Here is an 18,674-nt window from a genome sequence, read left to right on the forward strand (position 1 = left end):
ATGCGTCGTGTGCTGCGCACGCTGAAGTGGCTGCTCGCCGGTGCGGTGCTGCTGGTGCTCGCCTATCAGGTGTGGGTGTTCGGCCACCTGCTGTGGTGGACGCAGTTCAATCCGTCGCAGACCCGCTTCATGTCGCTGCGCCTCGACGAGATGCGCGAGCGCAAGCCGGATGCGCAGCTGCGTCACCAGTGGGTGCCGTACGAGCGCATCTCGGTACACCTGAAGCGCGCCGTCATCGCCGCCGAGGACGACGGCTTCGTCGATCACGAAGGCTTCGACTGGGAAGGCATCCAGAAGGCAATGGAAAAGAACCGCAAGAAGGGCCGCGCGGTGGCCGGCGGTTCGACCATCAGCCAGCAGCTGGCGAAGAACCTCTTCCTCAGCCCCAGCCGCAGCTATGTGCGCAAGGCACAGGAGGCAGCCATCACCTTCATGATGGAAGCGGTGATGGACAAGCGGCGCATCCTCGAAATCTATCTGAACGTGGTCGAGTGGGGCGACGGCGTGTTCGGCGCCGAGGCGGCGGCGCAGCGCTACTACCGCATTCCGGCGGCCAAGCTGGGCCCCGACCAGGCGGCGCGGCTGGCCGTCATGCTGCCCAACCCGCGCAAGTACGAAAAGACCTTCGGCCCGCGGCTGGCCGCGCACGCGGCGCGCATCGCCGGGCGCATGCACTATTCGCAGGTGCCGTAGCGCCTGCGTCTCAGCGCATGCCCGGCACCAGCCACAGCGGCGCTTCGTCCATCACCGCGATCTGTTCGCGCAGTTCGAGAATGCGCGCCTCCCAGTAGCGCGGCGTGTCGAACCACGGGAATGCGACCGGGAAGGCCGGATCCTGCCAGCGGCGGGCGATCCAGCCGCTGTGGTGGATCAGCCGCAGCGTGCGCAGCGCTTCGATCAGGTGCAGTTCGCGCAGATCGAAGTCGCAGAATTCTTCATAACCGGCCAGCACGTCGCCCAGCTGGCGCGCGCGGTCGGCGCGGTCGCCCGACAGCAGCATCCACAGATCCTGGATGGCCGGCGCCATCCGGCTGTCGTCGAAGTCGACGAAGTGCGGCCCCTGGCCGTCGACCCACAGCATGTTGCCGACGTGGCAGTCGCCGTGCGTGCGGATGCGTTTCACCTCGCCGGCGCGTTCGAAGGCGGCGCGCACGCCGTCGAGCGCCTGCGCGACCACGCCGCGATAGACCTTCTCCAGTTCCGGCGGCACGAAGCCGCCATCGAGCACATAGGCGGCCGGTTCGTCGCCGAAACTGGCAATGTCCAGCGTTGGCCGGTGTTCATACGGTCTGACCGCGCCGAGCGCGTGAATGCGGCCCATGAAACGGCCTATCCATTCCAGCGTGTCGCTGCGGTCCAGCTCCGGCGCACGGCCGCCGCGGCGCGGGAACACCGCGAAACGGTAGCCGGCGTGACGGGCCAGCGTGCCGCCGCCGGGCAGCTCCAGCGGCGCAACGACTGGAATCTCGTGCTCGGCCAGTTCGCGGCAGAAGGCGTGTTCCTCGGCGATCGCGTCGTCGCTCCAGCGCGCCGGCCGGTAGAACTTGGCGATCACCGGCGGACCGTCGTCCACACCGACCTGATAGACGCGGTTCTCGAAGCTGTTCAGCGCCAGCAGACGACCATCGACCACGAAGCCGGCCGCTTCAAGTGCGTCGAGCACGGTGTCCGGGTTCAGATCGGCGTAAGGCTGCTGGGTGGTGGCGTCGCTCATCAGGTGGAAAAATCCTTCAAACGCGATACCCTAGCGTGTTTTTCGCCGTTACTGGCATCTGTCGTGGCTTATCAGGTCAAGGAAATCTTCTACACGCTGCAGGGCGAGGGCCTGAACGCAGGTCGCGCCGCGGTGTTCTGCCGCTTTGCCGGCTGCAACCTGTGGAGCGGCCGCGAACAGGATCGCGCCAGCGCGCAGTGCCGCTTCTGCGACACCGATTTCGTCGGCACCGACGGCACGCTGGGCGGCCGCTACGACAGCGCCGACGCGCTGGCCGACACCATTGCGGCGAGCTGGACCGGCGCCGGCGGTGCACGCTTCGTCGTGCTGACCGGCGGCGAACCGTTGCTGCAGGTCGATGCCGCGCTGATCGACGCGCTGCATACACGCGGCTTCGAAATCGCCGTCGAAACCAATGGCACGCTGGAAGCGCCGGCCGGGCTGGACTGGGTGTGCGTCAGCCCGAAAGCCGGCAACGCGGTGGTGCAGCGCCGCGGTCAGGAACTGAAAGTGGTCGTGCCGCAGGCCGGCCTCGATCTCGCCGCGATGGAAGACTGGGATTTCGAGCACTTCCTGGTGCAGCCGATGGACAATGCGGCTGCGGCCGACAACGCCCGCTGGGCGATCGAATGGTGCATGCAGCACCCGCGCTGGCGGCTCAGCTTCCAGACGCACAAGGCGGTCGGCATACGCTGACCGTCGCTGACCCAGGGCAGCGTCGCATTCCGCGGGCTGCCCTTTTTGGACGTATCGAGATGGTTGTTGAACTGAGCCAGCGCTTCTTCTTCGAAGCTGCCCACACCCTGCGCCGCAAGGTGGAAACCGAATCCAGCCTGCGCATCCACGGGCACACCTATCACGCCGAGGTGACGCTGCGCGGCGAGCCGGACCCGGCCAGCGGCATGCTGCTGGATCTGGCGGTGTTCCGTGCCGCACTGGCCGGAGTCCGCGAGAAGCTGGACCACCGCTTCCTCGACGAGGTCGAGGGCATCGGCCCGGCCACGCTGGAGAACCTCTGCCACTACCTGTGGCGACAGCTCGCCCCGCAGCTGCCTCAGCTGGCGCGGGTGACGGTCGAGCGTCAGGCCTCGGGCGACAAATGCACCTTGAGTGCGTGTTGAGCTGACACGCGCGTGCATCGGCGGCCGATGAAGGCGAGCATGGGCAAGCGCGCACGTCACGCGCTGGCCTGTCTCGCACTGCTCGGCGCGTTCGCCGCCCACGCCCAGGCGCCATCATTCGAAACCGTCCGTGACAGCTGGCGCTCGTCGGAAGCGCGCCTGCTCGACCGCTACGGCCAGCCGCTGGCCGAGGTGCGCGTCGATTTCGACGAGCGCCGGCTCGACTGGGTCGGCGCGCGCACGCTGTCGCCGCCACTGGTGCGCGCGCTGCTGATCGCCGAGGACAAGCGCTTTCTCGAACATTCGGGCGTGGACTGGACCGCGCTCGCCGGCGCCACCTGGGACAATCTGTGGCGCACGCTGGAGGGCCGCCGACCGCGCGGCGCATCGACACTGACCATGCAGCTGGCCGGTCTGATCGACCCGGCGCTGCGCCTGCAGGGCACCCGTCGCAGCGTCGGCCAGAAATGGGACCAGGCGGCCGCGGCGCGCGAAATCGAGCGCCGCTGGAACAAGGCGCAGATCCTCGAAGCCTATTTCAATCTCGCCCCCTTCCGCGGCGAGCTGCGCGGCATTTCGGCCGCCACCCGCGGCCTGTTCGGCAAGGATCCGGATACGGTCGATGCGCGCGAGGCGCTGCTGCTGGCCGCACTGCTGCGCGGCCCGAACGCGCCGGCCGAACGGGTCGCGCAACGTGCCTGCGCGGTGGCGCTGAAGCTCAAACCGGCGCCCGCCTGCAGCGAACTGCGTGCCCTCGCCAATCAGGTGCTCACCCAGCGCTACCGGCTGGAACCGCGCTGGACCGAAGCACAGCCGCTGGCCCGCCGCCTGCTGCGCGAACCGGGCGAACAGCGCGCCACCACGCTGGACGGGCGACTGCAACGACGCACGCTGGACGCACTCGGCCGCGAACGCGCCGACGTCACTGTCGTCGTGCTGGACAACGCGAGCGGCGAGGCGCTGGTGTGGGCCGGCGGCCCGGACGACACCGATGCGGCGGTGCGCCGGCTGCCCGCCGGCAGCACGCTGCAACCTTTCCTGTACGGGCTCGCCCTCGACCAGCGCTGGATCAGCGCGGCGTCGGTGTTCGACGACAGCCCCGCCTTCGTCGCCCGGCCACTGCCCCCCGGCCTGCAGGGCGGTGGCCAGCCGCTCAGCACGCGCGCGGCACTGGCGCAGGCGGCGGAGATTCCGGCACTGCGCGTGCGCGCGCTGGTCGGCGACGACGCGCTGGTGGCCTTGCTGCGTGCACACGGTATCGACGCATCGGCAGCCAACGGCAGCCGCGCCAGCCTGCCCGACATGGCCAACGCCTTCCGCACGCTGGCCAACGAGGGCGTCTGGACACCGTGGGCGCTGGAAACCTCGCAATGGCGCAGCGTGGACCGCAGCGGCAAGCGGCTGTGGTCGTCGCCGGTGGTCTGGCTGACCGGCGATCTGCTGTCCACCCGCACGACGCGCGACACGTACGACTGGCACGCCGTCATGCACGGGCGCTCGACCGACCGTACGACGCACTGGTCGGTCGGCTGGACGCGCCGCTACACGATCGCGCTGCGGGCAGCGCGCCCGGTGGCGGCCACCTGGCTGTCGGTCGCCGCCGCCATCGACCCGATTCCGGCCGAGGCGCCCCCGCCGCCGCCCGGGCTCGAAGGCGTGCGCCTGCGTTTCGAACCGGACATCGAGGCCGAGCGCGAAGAGTACTTCCTGCCCGGCACGCAACAGGCCTTCGCCGACGCGACCGTGCGCGACCTGTTCGGCCGGCCGCGCATCGTGCAGCCGACGACAGGCGTGAAGCTGGTCAGCGCCGCGCTTCCGGCCGGCCGCCAGACCATGCTGTTCGAAGCGCGGCCGGGCTGGCCGGGCCTGCACTGGGTGATCAACGACGAGCGCCTGCCGGCGGTCGAAGGGCGCGCGCTGTGGAGCCCGCGCCTCGGCCGTCACCGGCTGGCACTGGAGGACGCGCAGGGACTGCAGCTGCAGTCGGTCGAATTCGAGGTGCGGCTCGACGCCGCACCCGAAGGCCTCAATGGCGGGCCGGCGCCTCGTACACCACCTGGCCCGACACCAGCGTCGCGCTGACGCGGCCCGGCAGTTCGCGGCCCAGATAGGGCGTGTTCTTGCCCTGGCTGCGCAGCGATTCGCGGCTGATGCGCACCGGCGCCTCCGGATCGAAGATGCACACGTCGGCCGCACCGCCCACCCGCAGATGGCCGGCGTTCAGGCCGAGCACGCGGGCGGCGTCGCTCGTGATGCGCGCCAGCGCGACCTTGAGCGGCAGGCGCATTTCGCGCGCCCAGGCCAGCGTCAATGGCAGCAGCAACTCGAGACCGGTGGTGCCCGGCTCGGCTTCGGCGAACGGCACCTGCTTGGCGTCGTCATCGACCGGGGTGTGGTCGGAACACAGCGCGTCGATCCGGCCGTCGGCCAGCGCGGCGCGCAGCGCCTCGCGGTCGAACTGGGCGCGCAGCGGCGGCACGGTGCGGCACTGCGGATCGAAATAGCCGATGTCGACGTCGCACAGATGCAGCGCGTGGATGGCGACGTCGCAGCTCACCTGCATGCCGTCCAGCCGCGCCTGGTCGATCAGCATCAGGCCGGCGCGACTGGAAATGCGCGCCAGATGCAGCTTGCAGCCGGTGGCGCGCGCCAGTTGCAGCATCAGGCCGATGGCCAGCGTCTCCGCCAGCACCGGAATGCCGGTCAGGCCAAGCCGCGCCGCCACTTCGCCTTCGTGCGCCACGCCGCCGGCCGCCAGATGCATGTCGGTCGGCTGCAGCCACACGGTGTAGCCGAAGGTGGCCGCGTACTGCATCGCGCGGAACAGCACCTGGGTGTCGGCCACCGGAACGTTGGCCTGCGAGAAGGCGATACAGCCGGCATCGTGCAGTTCGCCCATTTCGGTCAGCCGCTCGCCCTTCAGGCCGGCGGTAAGCGCGCCGTGCGGGTAGACGTGGGCGAGGTTGAGCATGCGCGCGCGGTGCTTCAGCATTTCGACCAGGCCGGGTTCGTCGAGCACCGGGTCGGTATCCGGCGGGCAGGCCAGGCTGGTGACGCCGCCCGCCACCGCCGCCGCCACTTCCGATTCCAGCGTCGCACGGTATTCGAGGCCGGGCTCGCGCAGCCGCGCGCAGAGGTCGATCAGACCCGGCGCGACGACCAGACCGCTGGCGTCGATGACGCGGTTGGCGTGAAAGCCGTCGGGCGCCGCACCGAGCGCGACCACCTTGCCGGCGGCGATATAGACGTCGGTCGGCGCGTCGATGTCCTGCGCCGGATCGATCAGCCGGCCGCCCTTGATGTGGATCTTCATGCGTTTCCTCCGGCCAGCATGGCCATCACCGCCATGCGCACCGCGATGCCGAAGGTGACCTGCGGCAGGATGACCGCCTGGCGGCCGTCGGCCACCGCCGAGTCGATCTCGACGCCGCGGTTCATCGGCCCCGGGTGCAGCACGATGGCATCCGGCTTGGCCACGGCGAGCTTGTCTTCGGTCAGGCCGAAGAACTTGAAATACTCCTGCGCGCTGGGCAGCAGCGAACCTTGCATGCGTTCGTTCTGCAGACGCAGCATCATCACCACGTCGACGCCGCGCAGACCTTCGCGCATGTCGTTGTAGACGCGACAGCCGAGCCGCTCGATGTCGTGCGGCAGCAGCGTCTTCGGCGCGATGGCACGCAGGTCGGGTACGCCCAGCGTGGTCAGCGCGTGAATCTGGCTGCGCGCGACGCGCGAATGCAGGATGTCGCCGACGATGGCCACCGACAGCTGCGTGAAGTCGCGCTTGTAGTGGCGGATGGTGTACATGTCGAGCAGGCCCTGGGTCGGGTGCGCGTGGCGCCCGTCGCCGGCGTTGACGACGTGGATGTGGTCGCGCCCGGTCGCTTCGAGGTGCTGCGCGATCAGGTAGGGCGCGCCGCTGGAGGCGTGGCGCACGACGAACATGTCGGCCTGCATCGCGGCGAGGTTGTCGACAGTGTCGAGCAGGGTTTCGCCCTTGTTGGTCGAACTGGTCGCGATGTTCAGGTTGATCACGTCGGCCGACAGCCGCTTGGCGGCGATCTCGAAGGTGGTGCGCGTGCGCGTGCTGTTCTCGAAGAACAGGTTGAACACGCTCTTGCCGCGCAGCAGCGGCACCTTCTTCACTTCGCGCTCGGCTACGCCGGCGAAGGGCTCGGCGGTGTCGAGGATGCGCGTGATCACGTCGCGCGGCAGGCCTTCGGTGGTGAGCAGGTGCTGCAGCTCGCCGTGCTTGTTCAGTTGAGGATTGCGGGCCATGGTCACTCCTGCTCCTGCAGCAGACGCAGCGCCAGCCGCTCGCCGTCCTGCGCCAACTTGACGCGCGAGCCCTCGGGCAGATCCAGCCGCGTCGCGCAGTAGGTCGGCGCCACCGGGAGCTGGCGGCCGCCGCGATCGATCAGCACCGCAAGCTCCACCTTCGCCGGGCGGCCGTAGTCGAACAGTTCGTTCAGCGCGGCACGTATCGTGCGGCCGGTGTGCAGCACGTCGTCGACCAGGATGAGGTGGCGTCCTTCGACGTCGAAAGGCAGGCTGGACGAGCGCGTGTCGCGCGAAAGGCCGCGCTGTGCATAGTCGTCGCGGTAGAAGCTCACGTCGAGCGAGCCGGCCGGCTGATTCAGGCCGAGCAGCGCATGCAGGCGCTGCGCCAGCCATACGCCGCCGGTATGCAGACCGACCAGCGCGGTGTCCGGCGTGACCTGCGGGCGCATCTGCGCCGCCAGATCGGCCAGCAGTTCTTCTGCGTCAGGCAGTGACATCGAAATAGTCCTTCAGGATGAGCTGGGCCGCGTGTGCGTCCAGGTGCTTCTTGCGTTCGCGCCAGTCGTGCTGGCCGCGGTCGCGCAGCTGCGTGTCGGCCTCGGCCGAGGTGAATCGTTCGTCCTGCAGCGCCACCGGCAGCCGGTAGCGACCTTCGAGCTGACGGGCGAAACGCTGCGCGCGGGCGGTCATGTCGTGCGCCTCGCCGTCCGGCGACAGCGGCAGACCGACCACCAGCAATGCGGGTTTCCATTCGTCGAGCAGGCGGCCGATCGCCGACCAGCGGGCGTCGTTGGTCTCGGCATCGAAGGTGGTCAGTGCGGAGGCGCTGCGCAGTTCGCACTCGCCGACAGCGACGCCGATGCGCTTCTCGCCGAAATCGAAAGCCAGCACGGTGCCGCGCGCGGGCAGCGCGACCGGCTCAGGCATGCCCGGCCACGTCGGACAGCGACGCGAAGTCGACGCCGAGCAGCTGCATTGCGGCGATCAGGCGCTCTTCCGGCGGCAGGCCGAAGATGATTTCGGGGTCGGCGCGCACGGTGAGCCAGGCGTTCTGCGCCAGTTCCCACTCGATCTGGCCGGCCTGCCAGCCGGCATAACCGAGCGTGACCAGCACGTCGTCCGGTTCGCCGTCGTGGCCGAGCGACTGCAGCACGTCGCGCGACGAGGTCAGCGCGAGGCCGTTGCCGACGTCGATGCTGGACTGCCAGTCGCCGACCGGGCGATGCAGCACGAAGCCGCGGTCGGTCTGCACCGGGCCGCCGAAATACACCGGCTGGCCCTGGAAGCGCGGCGATTCGAGCGACATGTCGATGCGCTCGAACAGGTCTTCGAGCGACATGTCGATCGGCCGGTTGACGATGACGCCGAGCGCGCCCTGTTCGTTGTGCTCGCACACCAGCGTCAGCGTGCGCGCGAAATTCTTGTCCGCCATGGCGGGCATGGCGATCAGGAAATGGCCGGTCAGGTCGACCGAAGGGGTCATGGCGTGTGCGGACATGGGATGATTTTATCCGTGTTGGACGCCGGCCGCGAACCGCGGCGCGACATCACGCTCAAAGCGCCGACTTTTTGACGGAAATCCCGCATGCCCGACCGTCCTTCATCCCGCCTGGTGTGGTTCCGCCGCGACCTGCGCATCGACGACCACGCCGCTCTGTACCACGCGCTGCGCGCCGGCGGCCCGGTGTGGTGCGTGTTCGTGTTCGACACCGACATCCTCGACGAACTGCTGGCCGAAGGCCTGAACGCCGACCGCCGGGTCGAATTCATCCATGCCTCGGTCACCGAGCTGGATGCGGCGCTGCGCACGCTGGGCGGCGGACTGATCGTGCGCCACGGCCGCGCCCGCGAAATCGTCCCGCAACTGGCGCGCGAACTGGGCGTGGCCGGCGTCGTCGCCAACCGCGACTACGAACCCGCCGCATTTGCGCGCGACCGCGCGGTGCACGACGCGCTGGCGCGCGACGGCATCGCCTTCGACACGTACAAGGACCAGGTCGTGTTCGAGTGCGACGAGGTGCTCACCCAGGGCGGCAAGCCGTTCTCGGTGTTCACGCCCTACAAGAACGCCTGGCTGAAGAAGCTCACGCCCTTCCACCTGAAGGCCTATCCGGTGCACACCTACGTGGGCGCGCTGGCAGCGTTGCCGGCAGGCGACATGCCGTCGCTGGCCGACATGGGCTTCCGCCCCACCAACCTGTCGACACTGAAGCTGCCGGCCGGCATGAGCGGCGCCGACACGCTGTTCGACGCCTTCCTCGACCGCATCGACCGTTACAAGGTGCTGCGTGACTTTCCGGCGGCCAAGGGCCCGAGCTATCTGTCGGTGCATCTGCGCTTCGGCACGATATCGATCCGCCGGCTGGCGCGCGAGGCGCACGCGCGCGGCGGCGCCGGTACCGAAACCTGGCTGTCGGAACTGATCTGGCGCGATTTCTACTTCCAGATCCTGTGGCACAACCCGCACGTGGTCGGCGCGAGCTTCCGGCCCGAGTATGACGCGGTGCGCTGGGTAGACGACGAAGCGAAGTTCCGCGCCTGGTGCGAAGGTCGCACCGGCTATCCGCTGGTGGATGCGGCGCAGCGTCAGCTGGCGCAGACCGGCTACATGCACAACCGGCTGCGCATGGTGAGCGCCTCCTTCCTGACCAAGGACCTGGGCATAGACTGGCGCCGCGGCGAACACTGGTTCGCCCGCCAGCTCAACGATTTCGACCTCGCGGCCAACAACGGCGGCTGGCAGTGGGCGGCCTCGACCGGCTGCGACGCCCAGCCCTGGTTCCGCATCTTCAACCCGGTCACGCAGTCGGAAAAGTTCGATGCCGACGGCCAGTTCATCCGCCGCTACTGCCCGGAACTGGCGAAATTCGACAAGAAGCGCATCCACGCGCCCTGGCTGGCGACGCCGCTGGAACAGAAGATGGCCGGCTGCGTGATCGGCAGCGACTACCCGACGCCCATCGTCGATCACGCCGCGGCGCGCGAGGCGACGCTGGCGCGCTTCAAGGTGGTGAAGGGGGCAGGCGAGGCGCTGGAGGGCTGATCAGCGCTGGTCGAACACGTCGCGGTAACTGGCGTACATCGCGCCGAAGGTGACCGGCAGCAGCAGCAGCCAGCCCAGCATGGCGGGGATCGAAGCCAGCACGGCCAGCACGACGTAGAGCAGCGCGAACACGACGAAGGCCGGCGCATTGCGCAGGCTGGCGAAGAAACTGGTGCGCATCGCGTCCAGCGCCTTCATGTCGTGGAACACCACCAGGGCCGGCGCGAACCAGACCGCCATCAGCACCGGCGCCATCAGCATGACGGCGATGATGAGCATGGCCGGAATGGCGGCCATCAGCACCGCCAGACCCGCGACTGCGGCGACGCCGGCCAGGCCGGCGCTGATCGCCGACAGCAGCACGACCAGCATGCCAATGGCCAGCGAAGCCAGCAGATACCAGCCGCCCAGCGCCAGCAGCGGATTGATGCGCTCGCCGAAACCGGCCCACAGATGGGCGACACCGAAGGGCTCGCCGCGTGACAGCGCACGGCAGCCGCCCATCAGCCCACCCACCGTCACCATCGCCAGCAGCGTGGCGGCGATCATGCCGAACAGCGGTACCAGATTCAGCACCACGACGGCGACCACCCACAGCAGCGTGATCACCACCCAGACGCCGGGCGCCGCCATGAAGGCCTGCCAGCCCTGGCGCAGCCACTCGACGCCCTGGCCAGCCGCCACGCTGCGCGAATTGGGCTCGCCGCCATCGAGGGGAGCGGTCGTGTTGCCGCCCGGTGGCGGGGTGGCTTCGAAGGGATTGCGGTCGTCGGTCGTCATGGCTGCATCATTCCACAAGCCGGCACGGTGTTCACGCTGGCGTCGCAGGCTGTGGCGTCCAATCCACACTCCGTCACGATGTACCGGGCCGTGTCGGGCTGCGCGCTGCGCGGCGGCGCTTTCGCACTACACTCAAAACGTTCACTCATGTCGCAGGACCGGGAGGTCGCCATGAATATCCGCACCCTGTTCGCACTGTCCGCACTGCTCGCCTCGCCCCTCGCACTGGGTGGCGGCAGCGGTCACGTACCGGTGTCGCCCATCGGCGGCAATCCATACGGACAGGGCATCGGCGCCAGCCCCGGCGGCATGATAGGACAGCACCCGCGCGAGCTGATCCGGCCCAACGCGCGCAGCCGCACAACCGACGTCTACCCGACCTTGCGCGGCACCCAGATCCGGGACTACTCCAGACCCGGCGTACGCATCGAGGAAGATGCGTACGGTACCAGCGTCTATCCGACCGTGCCCTACAGCAACGTCCGCGACTACGACAGACCGGGCTGGCGCATCGAACGGCGCGAGTGAACGTCACACAGGGTCGCGGGCACCGACGGACATCCCCCGCGCCGGCCTCGCCGGCGCACGGTAGACAACGATGAACGAACTGCCCAAACACCAGCTCACCATGACGGTGCTGATGACGCCCGACATGGCCAATTTTTCCGGCAACGTGCACGGCGGCGCACTGCTCAAGCTGCTCGATCAGGTCGCCTACGCCTGTGCGGCGCGCTACGCGCAGTCCTACGTGGTGACGCTGTCGGTCGATCAGGTCATCTTCCGCTGCCCCATCCACGTCGGCGAGCTGGTCACCTTCTTCGCCTCGGTCAATTACACCGGCACCACGTCGATGGAGGTTGGCGTCAAGGTGGTGACCGAGAACATCCGCGAACACACGACGCGCCACACCAACACCTGCTACCTGACCATGGTGGCGATGGACGCCGACCGCCGGCCCTGCCCGGTGCCGACGCTGACACCGTCAACGCCGGACGAGCAACGGCGTCACACCGCCGCTCAGGTGCGGCGCCAGCTGCGCAGGGAATTCGATGCCCGCTTCGAGGAGTTGATGCAGGAAGAGCAGGCCAAGGCGGGCCGCGGCGCCTAGACGCCCCTGAGCACCCCGGCGGCGGAATCGTCTGCGGCCGTGCGTCATACTGTGCACCGAGTCCCACCCGGAGCGCGCTGCATGATCGACTACGACCACGACATTTCGGCCATCGACGCCGACCTGATCCGCCACGGCATGGCGTCCATCCATCTCGTCCGCGCCGGCGACCAGGCGGCGCTGGTCGATTGCGGCACCGGCCACTCGCTGCGCAACGTGCAGGCGGCGCTGGCGCAGAAGGGCATCGCGCCGGAGGCGCTGCGTTACATCATCCTGACCCATGTGCACCTGGACCACGCCAGCGGCGCAGGTGCGGCGATGCGCGCCTTCCCGAACGCGCAGCTGGTGGTGCACCCGCGCGGCGCGCGCCACATGATCGATCCGTCAAAACTGATCGCCGGCGCCACCGCGGTTTATGGCGAACAGGCGATGGCCGAGATGTACGGCGACATCCTGCCGGTCGACGCGGCGCGCGTTATCGAAACGCAGGACGGCTTCGTGCTTGACTTCAACGGCCGCCCGCTCGAATTCATCGATACGCCGGGCCATGCGAAGCACCACCACTGCATCTGGGACGCGCAGTCGAAAAGCTGGTTCACCGGTGACACTTTCGGCCTGGCCTATCCGGAATGCACGGTCGATGGACGCGCTTTCGTGTTCCCGACCACCTCGCCAGTGCAGTTCGACCCGGTGGCCATGCGCGCGTCGGTCGAGCGCCTGCTGTCGCGGCAGCCGGAAGCGATGTTCCTGACGCACTACGGCAAGGTGACCGGCGTGCCGGCGCTGGGCCGTGCGCTGCTGTCGCGCATCGACGCCCACGTCGCCATCGCGAAGGCTGCCGCGACGGCCGGTGACGGCCGCAAACAGGCCCTGCTGGCGGCGCTGACCGCCTATCTGATCGACGAACTGCGCGCCCACGGCAGCCGCCTCACGCACGACCAGGCGGTCGACGTGTGGGGGCTGGACATCGAACTGAATGCGCAGGGGCTGGAGGTGTGGCTGGACGGCTCATCAGCCTAGGACAGGCGCCGACGGCGGCCACACGGGCGACGAAGCCCGGGTGGCCACCGACCGGACCTGATCAGGCCGACTTCTTGCGCGCCGCCGTCGCCTTGGTAGCCGGCTTCTTCGCGGCCGCAGTGCTCTTCTTCGCCGCCGCCTTCTTCACCGGCGCCTCGGCTTCGGCCTCCGGCGCAGCGTCGGCTGCCGCGGCCTTGGCCGTCTTCGCGCCCGCCTTCGGCTTCGCTGCGCGCGGCTCGAATTCGAAGCCGACCTTGCCGTCCGGCTGGCGCACCAGGAAAGCCGAGAACTTGCGCTTGGTACGCGACGACACGAAGCCCTTCAGCAGGTCGGTGCGGCCCGCTTCCAGCAGTTTCTGCATCTGTTCGGGCTCGATCGGCTGCTGCAGGATGATCTTGCCGGAGCGGAAGTCGCAGCTCTTCTCCGGCCCGACGGATTTCTCGCAGATATAGGACATCGGCTGTTCGAACACCCGCGCCGAACACTTCGGGCAGGGGCCGAGCGGTGTCTGCTGCGAGAAATCGACCGGCTCGGCATTCTCGTCCTCGCGCGGCTGGCCGAAATCGAATTCCGGTTCCAGCTTGTCGTTCAGCTTGATCACCGCGTTGAACGGCCGGCCCATCTTGTTGCGGAAACCGGTCAGCGGGCCGACCTGGCGCTCGCGCAGCAGGGTGTCGATCTCGTGCGTCTCGAACTGACGGCCGGCGACGATCTTCCACAGCGAGAAGTCGCAGCTCTGGCACTGGAACTTCTTGTAGTTCTCCTTCACGACGCCGCCGCAGCGCGGGCACTTCTCGTCCAGCGTGGCGAAGTCGCCCGGAATGGTGTCGCTTTCGTAGCTCTTCGCCTGATGCACGATGTGCTGCGTCATGTCGGCGATCTCGCGCATGAAGGCATCGCGCGACAGTTCGCCGCGCTCGATCTGCGACAGCTTGTACTCCCATTCGCCGGTCAGCTCAGGCGAACTCAGTTCGTCGATCTTCAGGCCGCGCAGCGCGATCATCAGCTGGAAGCCCTTGGCCGTCGGAATCAACTCGCGGCCCTCGCGCAGCATGTAGTTCTCGAGTATCAGGTTCTCGATGATCTGCGCGCGCGTCGCCGGCGTGCCGAGGCCGCGGCCGGCCATCGCGGCGCGCAGTTCCTCGTCGTCGATCGTCTTGCCCGCACCTTCCATCGCGGTCAGCAGCGTCGCTTCCGAGTAGCGCGCGGGCGGCTTGGTCTGCAGCGCCTTGACGATCATGTCATTGACGCGGGCGCTTTCGCCCGGCTTGACCGGCACCAGGCTGGCGGACGCGGTTTCGCCCTTTTCCTTGCCTTCGTCGTCCGCAATCGCCGCTTCCTTGCCGTACACGGCCAACCAGCCGGCATTGACCAGCACCTTGCCTTCGGTCTTGAACGCTTCGCCCTCGACCCGCGTGATGCGCGTGGTGATGCGGTATTCGGCCGCCGGGAAGAACACCGCCAGGAAGCGGCGGGTGACCATGTCGTAGATCTTCGCTTCCGCCTCGGACAGCGACTTCGGCTCGGTGCCGGTCGGGATGATGGCGAAGTGGTCGGAAATCTTGGCGTTGTTGAAGATGCGCTTGTTCGGGCGCACCCAGCCCTGCTTGACGATTTCGTTGGCGTGCGGCGCGTAGGTCTGCGGCAGGCGGGCCAGCACGTCGTTCACCGTCGGCAGGTAGTCCTCCGGCAGCGCGCGCGCGTCGGTACGCGGGTAGGTCAACACCTTGTGCTTCTCGTACAGCGCCTGTGCGATCTGCAGCGTCACGCGGGCTGAGAAGCCGAAGCGGCCGTTCGCTTCGCGCTGCAGCGAGGTGAGGTCGTACAGCAGCGGCGACAGCTGGGTCGACGGCTTTGCTTCTTCCTCGACCGTACCGGTCTTGCCGGCGCACTTGGCCTGGATGGCCTTGGCCTTCGCCTCGTCCCACAGCCGTTCGGCGCGCGCGTGTTCGTCACCCTCCGGCTTCTTGAACTTCTCGTCGAACCAGCGGCCGGGGTATTCGCCGGCGGCGACGCCGAAGCGGCCTTCGATTTCCCAGTAGTCGCGCGACTTGAAGCGGCGGATTTCCTCTTCACGGCGTACCACGATGGCGAGCGTCGGCGTCTGCACGCGACCGACCGTGGTCAGATGGAAACCGCCGGTCTTGGAGTTGAACGCGGTCATTGCCCGCGTGCCGTTGATGCCGATGAGCCAGTCGCTCTCGGCGCGCGACATCGCCGCCTGACGCAGGCCTTCGACTTCCTGCGCCGAACGCAGACCGGCAAAGCCGTCGCGGATTGCGGTTGCCGTCATCGACTGCAGCCACAGCCGTTCGATCGGCTTGTTCGTCTTGCTGTGCTCGACGATGTAATTGAAGATGAGCTCGCCCTCGCGCCCCGCGTCACAGGCGTTCACCAGGCCGTCGACGTCCTTGCGCTTGATCAGCCGGGTGAGCAGACGCAGCCGCTCGGCGGTCTTGTCTATCGGGTTCAGCGTGAAGCGGGGCGGAATGACTGGCAGGTGCGCGAACGACCACTTGCCGCGCTTGACCTCGTATTCCTCCGGCACTGCCAGTTCGAGCAGGTGGCCGACCGCCGAGGACAGCACGTAGTCCTCGCTCTCGAAGTAATCGCCTTCGCGCGTGAAACCGCCCACGGCACGCGCAATGTCCTGCGCGACCGACGGCTTTTCCGCGATGATCAGTTTCTTGCCCATGCCTGCACGATACCTGCCGCCGGCTTGCGCGCGCAGGATGCGCGCCGGTTCAAGCGGCGTGAAAGCGGCGCATGATAGGGACAAAAAATCCGAACAGGCAAGACAAGTTGACCCGGCGGACGAAACGCGGACTGCGATTCATCCGGCCGGGCAGGCCCTGCGCCGCGGCAGCGGGACCGCACTTGTCAGTGCGGCGCGCGCGGCTCGTCGTCGTCCGACAGCAGCTCTTCGAGCACCAGCGTGTCAGTCGTGACCTGCTGGTTCCACAGCACCATCAGCACGATCACCTTGAGCTGGGCCAGCGACACTTCCTCGTCTTCCAGCGCCAGCGCGCGCTCGACCACGATTTCACGGGTCAGCGCGTTGATCGCGCCGGCCTCTTCGAGGAAGGCGAGGAAGCCGCGGCACTCGGTATCGAGGCGCGACTGCTCGGTGGCCGAGTACAGACGGATGGAACGGCTTTCAGCCGCGATGAGCGGCTTCTCGGCGCCACCGGCGCTTTCGAGACCGGACAGCCAGCCCATGGCTTCCTCGATTTCGTCCTGCTCGAAACCGGCGGCCGAGAGCTTGCGTGCGAGCTGGTTGGGCTCGGGATAACTGTCCAGGTGCGCGTAAGTTTCGAAAAGATAGACCAGAACGTCGATCATGATTCGGCTCCGCGCGAGCCGGTCGGCAGGCGTGCCTACCGGCGGGTTTGTAACCCGGCAGCGCGCGACGCGCACTGCCGTACTACCTGATGCGCTGGTAGCGTCCGTCGGGCAGCAGCGCCACCCGGTTTTCGAGTTCCAGCGAGAGCAGCATGGCGGAGAGGGTGTCCGCCGTCAAGCCGGTATGTTGCGACAGCACATCGATTCCGACCGGGTCGAATCCCATGGCATCGAGCAACGGGTCGCCGTCGTCGGAGGGTGCTTCCACGGCAGTTTCAGGCGGCGGCGCCGGCTGCAGCTCGGACAGGATGTCGCGCGCATCGTCGACCAGCTTGGCGCCCTGGCGGATGAGCTGGTGGCAGCCCTTGGACAGCGGCGAGTGGATGGAGCCGGGAATCGCGAACACCTCGCGCCCCTGTTCGCCGGCCAGCCGGGCGGTAATCAGCGTGCCGCTGCGCGCCGCCGCCTCGACCACCAGCACGCCGCGCGCAAGGCCGGAAATGATGCGGTTGCGGCGCGGGAAGTTGTCGCGCAGCGCCGGCGTGCCGAGCGGGAATTCGCTGACGATGGCGCCGTGCTCGGCGATGCGCCGCGCCAGTTCCTGATTGCGCGGCGGATAGATGCGGTCGGCGCCGGTGCCGACCACGGCCACCGTGCTGCCGACGCCGTCGAGCGCGCCGGTGTGGGCTGCCGCATCGCAGCCCAGCGCCAGTCCGCTGACGATGGTGAGCCCGCCGCGCGACAACTCACGCGCGAACTGCTCGGCGTTGGACGCACCCTGCGCGGTGGCGTTGCGTGCACCGACGATGGCGAGGGCCCGATTGTTCAGCAGCTCGGCCCGTCCCTTCACGTAGAGCAGTGTCGGCGGATCGGCGATTTCGAGCAGGGCCTGCGGGTAGGCCGCGTCGGCCAGCGTGATCAGATGGTTGCCCGGCTGTGACGCCCAGGCCAGCGTACGCGCGACCTGTTCGTCGCTGTCGAAGGCAGCCAGCGCGCGCGCCGCGCGCTCACCGACGGCGGCCCGCACGGCGGTGCCGGACGCGGCGAAGATGTGCTCGGGCAGGCCGAATACCGACAGCAGACGGCGCTGCGTTTCCAGCCCGACGCCGCGGGTCAGCGTCAGCCGCAGCCAGGCTGCGGTCGAGGCGTCACTGGCGACCGGCACGCCTTACGGCTTGCGGAAACGATCGCCGACGGTGATCGGACGCTTGGCGTCCATCACCAGTGCGTAGGAAATATTGTCGTAGACGCGGAACACGAACACCAGGCCGGAGCGTTCGTCCGGCAGCTGGTAGGTGTCGATCTTCTGATCCTGGCGGATATCGACCTTGGTCCCGGCCAGATAGGCGGCGAACACGTGGCCGATCTCGACGCCGTCGTTGGAGCCACGGTTGAGCAGCACGACATTGTGCCGGCCGGACGACGCCACGCCGCCGACGATGCGCGCAACGCTGCCCTGGATGTCCTGTTCGGGGGCGTGCGGAGCGTAGGCGACGACCTCGGGCAGGCGTGCCGGCACCAGACGGTCACCCTTGCCGATCTCGAACTGCGCCGACACGACCTGGAAAGTGGCCGGTTCGCCCTCGCGTACCAGTTTCACGTCGCCGAGGTATTCGGCCTCATAGCCGATCACCTGCTTCGTTTCCGGATCGCGGATCGGTGCGGCCGGGCGGTACACATTCCACAGCGGCTTGTTTTCGGTGACGCCGCTCACGTAGGCGGTATCGCCAGCGCTCAGATAGACGCGCCCTTCTTCGGTACCGACGATGCGCGGCGCAGTCTCGTTGAAGCCGGCTTCGACCGCAATGGGCTTGGTCAGGAAGGGTTCGATCGCCTTGTGCGGGATCGAAGCGATCGGCTCCTTGACGGGCTCCTCGTAGATCTGCGGACTCAGCTTGACCGGTTGACCGACGCGCAGCCGCGGCGAGCCGCCGAAATCATCGAGATAGACGATCTGGCCCGGATAGATCAGGTGCGGATTGCGGATCTGCTCGCGATTGAGCCGCCACACCTCGGGCCAGCGCCAGGGCTCCTTCAGGAAGAGGCCGGCGATGCCCCACAGCGTGTCGCCCGGCTTGACGACGTGCCGGTCCGGCGCGTTGCCGGCGATGGCCGGCGGCGCTGACTGGGCAAAGGCGGTCGCGCTTGAAAGGGCGACCAGCAGGGAGCATATAATCTTGCGCATGGTGTGGCCTCGCACGGGCAGCGCCTGCGCATGCAGGAACCTGCCGGGGGTTTGCCTTTCAATATCGTTACGAACCGGCT

General features: G+C 68.1%; 19 protein-coding genes. 8 read left to right on the forward strand and 11 right to left on the reverse strand.

Features of this window, described 5'->3' with window-relative positions; translation table 11 throughout:
• Window positions 1–693 carry a monofunctional biosynthetic peptidoglycan transglycosylase gene (gene mtgA / locus METFAM1_RS0113715; protein WP_019915902.1) on the forward strand — a complete coding sequence of 231 codons (693 nt, stop codon included), beginning with the start codon at window positions 1–3 and terminating at the stop codon, window positions 691–693.
• Window positions 694–703: 10 nt separating this feature from the next.
• On the opposite strand, the gene METFAM1_RS0113720 is transcribed toward mtgA, so the two are convergent.
• On the reverse strand, window positions 704–1,714 hold the full coding sequence (locus METFAM1_RS0113720; RefSeq protein ID WP_019915904.1) for an SrkA family protein kinase: 1,011 nt from the start codon (window positions 1,712–1,714) through the stop codon (window positions 704–706).
• Window positions 1,715–1,777: 63 nt separating this feature from the next.
• On the opposite strand from METFAM1_RS0113720, the gene queE reads away from it, so the two are divergent.
• The 3 genes from queE to METFAM1_RS0113735 are packed head-to-tail and all read left to right on the forward strand — an operon-like array spanning window position 1,778 to window position 4,917.
• On the forward strand, window positions 1,778–2,410 hold the full coding sequence (gene queE / locus METFAM1_RS0113725) for a 7-carboxy-7-deazaguanine synthase (RefSeq protein ID WP_019915905.1): 633 nt from the start codon (window positions 1,778–1,780) through the stop codon (window positions 2,408–2,410).
• A 59-nt stretch (window positions 2,411–2,469) separates the two neighbouring features.
• Window positions 2,470–2,835, forward strand: coding sequence for a 6-pyruvoyl trahydropterin synthase family protein (locus METFAM1_RS0113730; protein ID WP_019915906.1), 366 nt, complete (start codon window positions 2,470–2,472; stop codon window positions 2,833–2,835).
• Between the two features lie 39 nt (window positions 2,836–2,874).
• Complete coding sequence (locus tag METFAM1_RS0113735; RefSeq protein WP_232419761.1) at window positions 2,875–4,917, forward strand: transglycosylase domain-containing protein; 2,043 nt, start codon at window positions 2,875–2,877, stop codon at window positions 4,915–4,917.
• Here the strand turns inward: METFAM1_RS0113735 and METFAM1_RS0113740 are convergent.
• Genes METFAM1_RS0113740 through METFAM1_RS0113760 form a run of 5 tightly spaced genes read right to left on the reverse strand, consistent with a single transcriptional unit; the run spans window position 4,862 to window position 8,614 of the window.
• The gene (locus tag METFAM1_RS0113740; protein ID WP_019915909.1) at window positions 4,862–6,148 is read right to left on the reverse strand and encodes a dihydroorotase; all 1,287 of its coding nucleotides are present in this window, start codon (window positions 6,146–6,148) and stop codon (window positions 4,862–4,864) included. The genes METFAM1_RS0113735 and METFAM1_RS0113740 overlap by 56 nt on opposite strands.
• On the reverse strand, window positions 6,145–7,113 hold the full coding sequence (locus tag METFAM1_RS0113745) for an aspartate carbamoyltransferase catalytic subunit (RefSeq protein WP_019915910.1): 969 nt from the start codon (window positions 7,111–7,113) through the stop codon (window positions 6,145–6,147). Before METFAM1_RS0113745 ends, METFAM1_RS0113740 begins: the two co-directional genes overlap by 4 nt.
• Before the next feature lie 2 nt (window positions 7,114–7,115).
• On the reverse strand, window positions 7,116–7,613 hold the full coding sequence (gene pyrR / locus METFAM1_RS0113750; protein ID WP_019915911.1) for a bifunctional pyr operon transcriptional regulator/uracil phosphoribosyltransferase PyrR: 498 nt from the start codon (window positions 7,611–7,613) through the stop codon (window positions 7,116–7,118).
• Window positions 7,600–8,043: a Holliday junction resolvase RuvX gene (gene ruvX, locus METFAM1_RS0113755; protein WP_019915912.1), complete on the reverse strand. Its 444-nt coding sequence runs from the start codon at window positions 8,041–8,043 to the stop codon at window positions 7,600–7,602. The genes pyrR and ruvX overlap by 14 nt, the downstream gene beginning before the upstream one ends.
• Entirely contained in the window at window positions 8,036–8,614 is a 579-nt protein-coding gene (locus METFAM1_RS0113760) for a YqgE/AlgH family protein (RefSeq protein WP_019915913.1), read from the reverse strand. Before METFAM1_RS0113760 ends, ruvX begins: the two co-directional genes overlap by 8 nt.
• An 87-nt stretch (window positions 8,615–8,701) precedes the next feature.
• Between METFAM1_RS0113760 and METFAM1_RS0113765 the strand changes: the two genes are divergently transcribed.
• A complete protein-coding gene (locus METFAM1_RS0113765; protein WP_019915914.1) occupies window positions 8,702–10,159 on the forward strand; it encodes a cryptochrome/photolyase family protein in 1,458 nt (485 codons plus the stop codon).
• Here METFAM1_RS0113765 and METFAM1_RS0113770 read toward each other — a convergent pair whose 3' ends face one another.
• Window positions 10,160–10,939 carry a BPSS1780 family membrane protein gene (locus tag METFAM1_RS0113770; protein WP_019915915.1) on the reverse strand — a complete coding sequence of 260 codons (780 nt, stop codon included), beginning with the start codon at window positions 10,937–10,939 and terminating at the stop codon, window positions 10,160–10,162.
• A gap of 171 nt (window positions 10,940–11,110) precedes the next feature.
• Here METFAM1_RS0113770 and METFAM1_RS0113775 point away from each other — a divergent pair, with 171 nt between their 5' ends.
• The 3 genes from METFAM1_RS0113775 to METFAM1_RS0113785 all read left to right on the forward strand — a co-directional run bounded on the left by METFAM1_RS0113775 (window position 11,111) and on the right by METFAM1_RS0113785 (window position 13,067).
• Window positions 11,111–11,467, forward strand: coding sequence for a hypothetical protein (locus tag METFAM1_RS0113775; protein WP_024300705.1), 357 nt, complete (start codon window positions 11,111–11,113; stop codon window positions 11,465–11,467).
• Window positions 11,468–11,537: 70 nt separating this feature from the next.
• The gene (locus METFAM1_RS0113780; protein ID WP_019915917.1) at window positions 11,538–12,047 is read left to right on the forward strand and encodes an acyl-CoA thioesterase; all 510 of its coding nucleotides are present in this window, start codon (window positions 11,538–11,540) and stop codon (window positions 12,045–12,047) included.
• Window positions 12,048–12,128: 81 nt separating this feature from the next.
• A complete protein-coding gene (locus METFAM1_RS0113785; protein WP_019915918.1) occupies window positions 12,129–13,067 on the forward strand; it encodes an MBL fold metallo-hydrolase in 939 nt (312 codons plus the stop codon).
• A gap of 61 nt (window positions 13,068–13,128) precedes the next feature.
• Here the strand turns inward: METFAM1_RS0113785 and METFAM1_RS0113790 are convergent, their stop codons facing one another.
• The 4 genes from METFAM1_RS0113790 to METFAM1_RS0113805 all read right to left on the reverse strand — a co-directional run bounded on the left by METFAM1_RS0113790 (window position 13,129) and on the right by METFAM1_RS0113805 (window position 18,594).
• Complete coding sequence (locus METFAM1_RS0113790; protein ID WP_019915921.1) at window positions 13,129–15,762, reverse strand: DNA topoisomerase III; 2,634 nt, start codon at window positions 15,760–15,762, stop codon at window positions 13,129–13,131.
• Between the two features lie 185 nt (window positions 15,763–15,947).
• Window positions 15,948–16,409 (reverse strand): Smg family protein, encoded by a 462-nt coding sequence (locus tag METFAM1_RS0113795; RefSeq protein WP_019915922.1) that lies wholly within the window; start codon window positions 16,407–16,409, stop codon window positions 15,948–15,950.
• Window positions 16,410–16,491: 82 nt separating this feature from the next.
• Window positions 16,492–17,574, reverse strand: a complete 1,083-nt coding sequence (gene dprA, locus METFAM1_RS0113800) for a DNA-processing protein DprA (RefSeq protein ID WP_019915923.1) — start codon at window positions 17,572–17,574, stop codon at window positions 16,492–16,494.
• Window positions 17,575–17,577: 3 nt separating this feature from the next.
• Window positions 17,578–18,594 (reverse strand): LysM peptidoglycan-binding domain-containing protein, encoded by a 1,017-nt coding sequence (locus tag METFAM1_RS0113805; protein ID WP_019915924.1) that lies wholly within the window; start codon window positions 18,592–18,594, stop codon window positions 17,578–17,580.
• Window positions 18,595–18,674: the final 80 nt, after the last annotated feature.

It is taken from the genome of Methyloversatilis discipulorum, from assembly GCF_000527135.1.
Lineage (GTDB): Bacteria > Pseudomonadota > Gammaproteobacteria > Burkholderiales > Rhodocyclaceae > Methyloversatilis > Methyloversatilis discipulorum.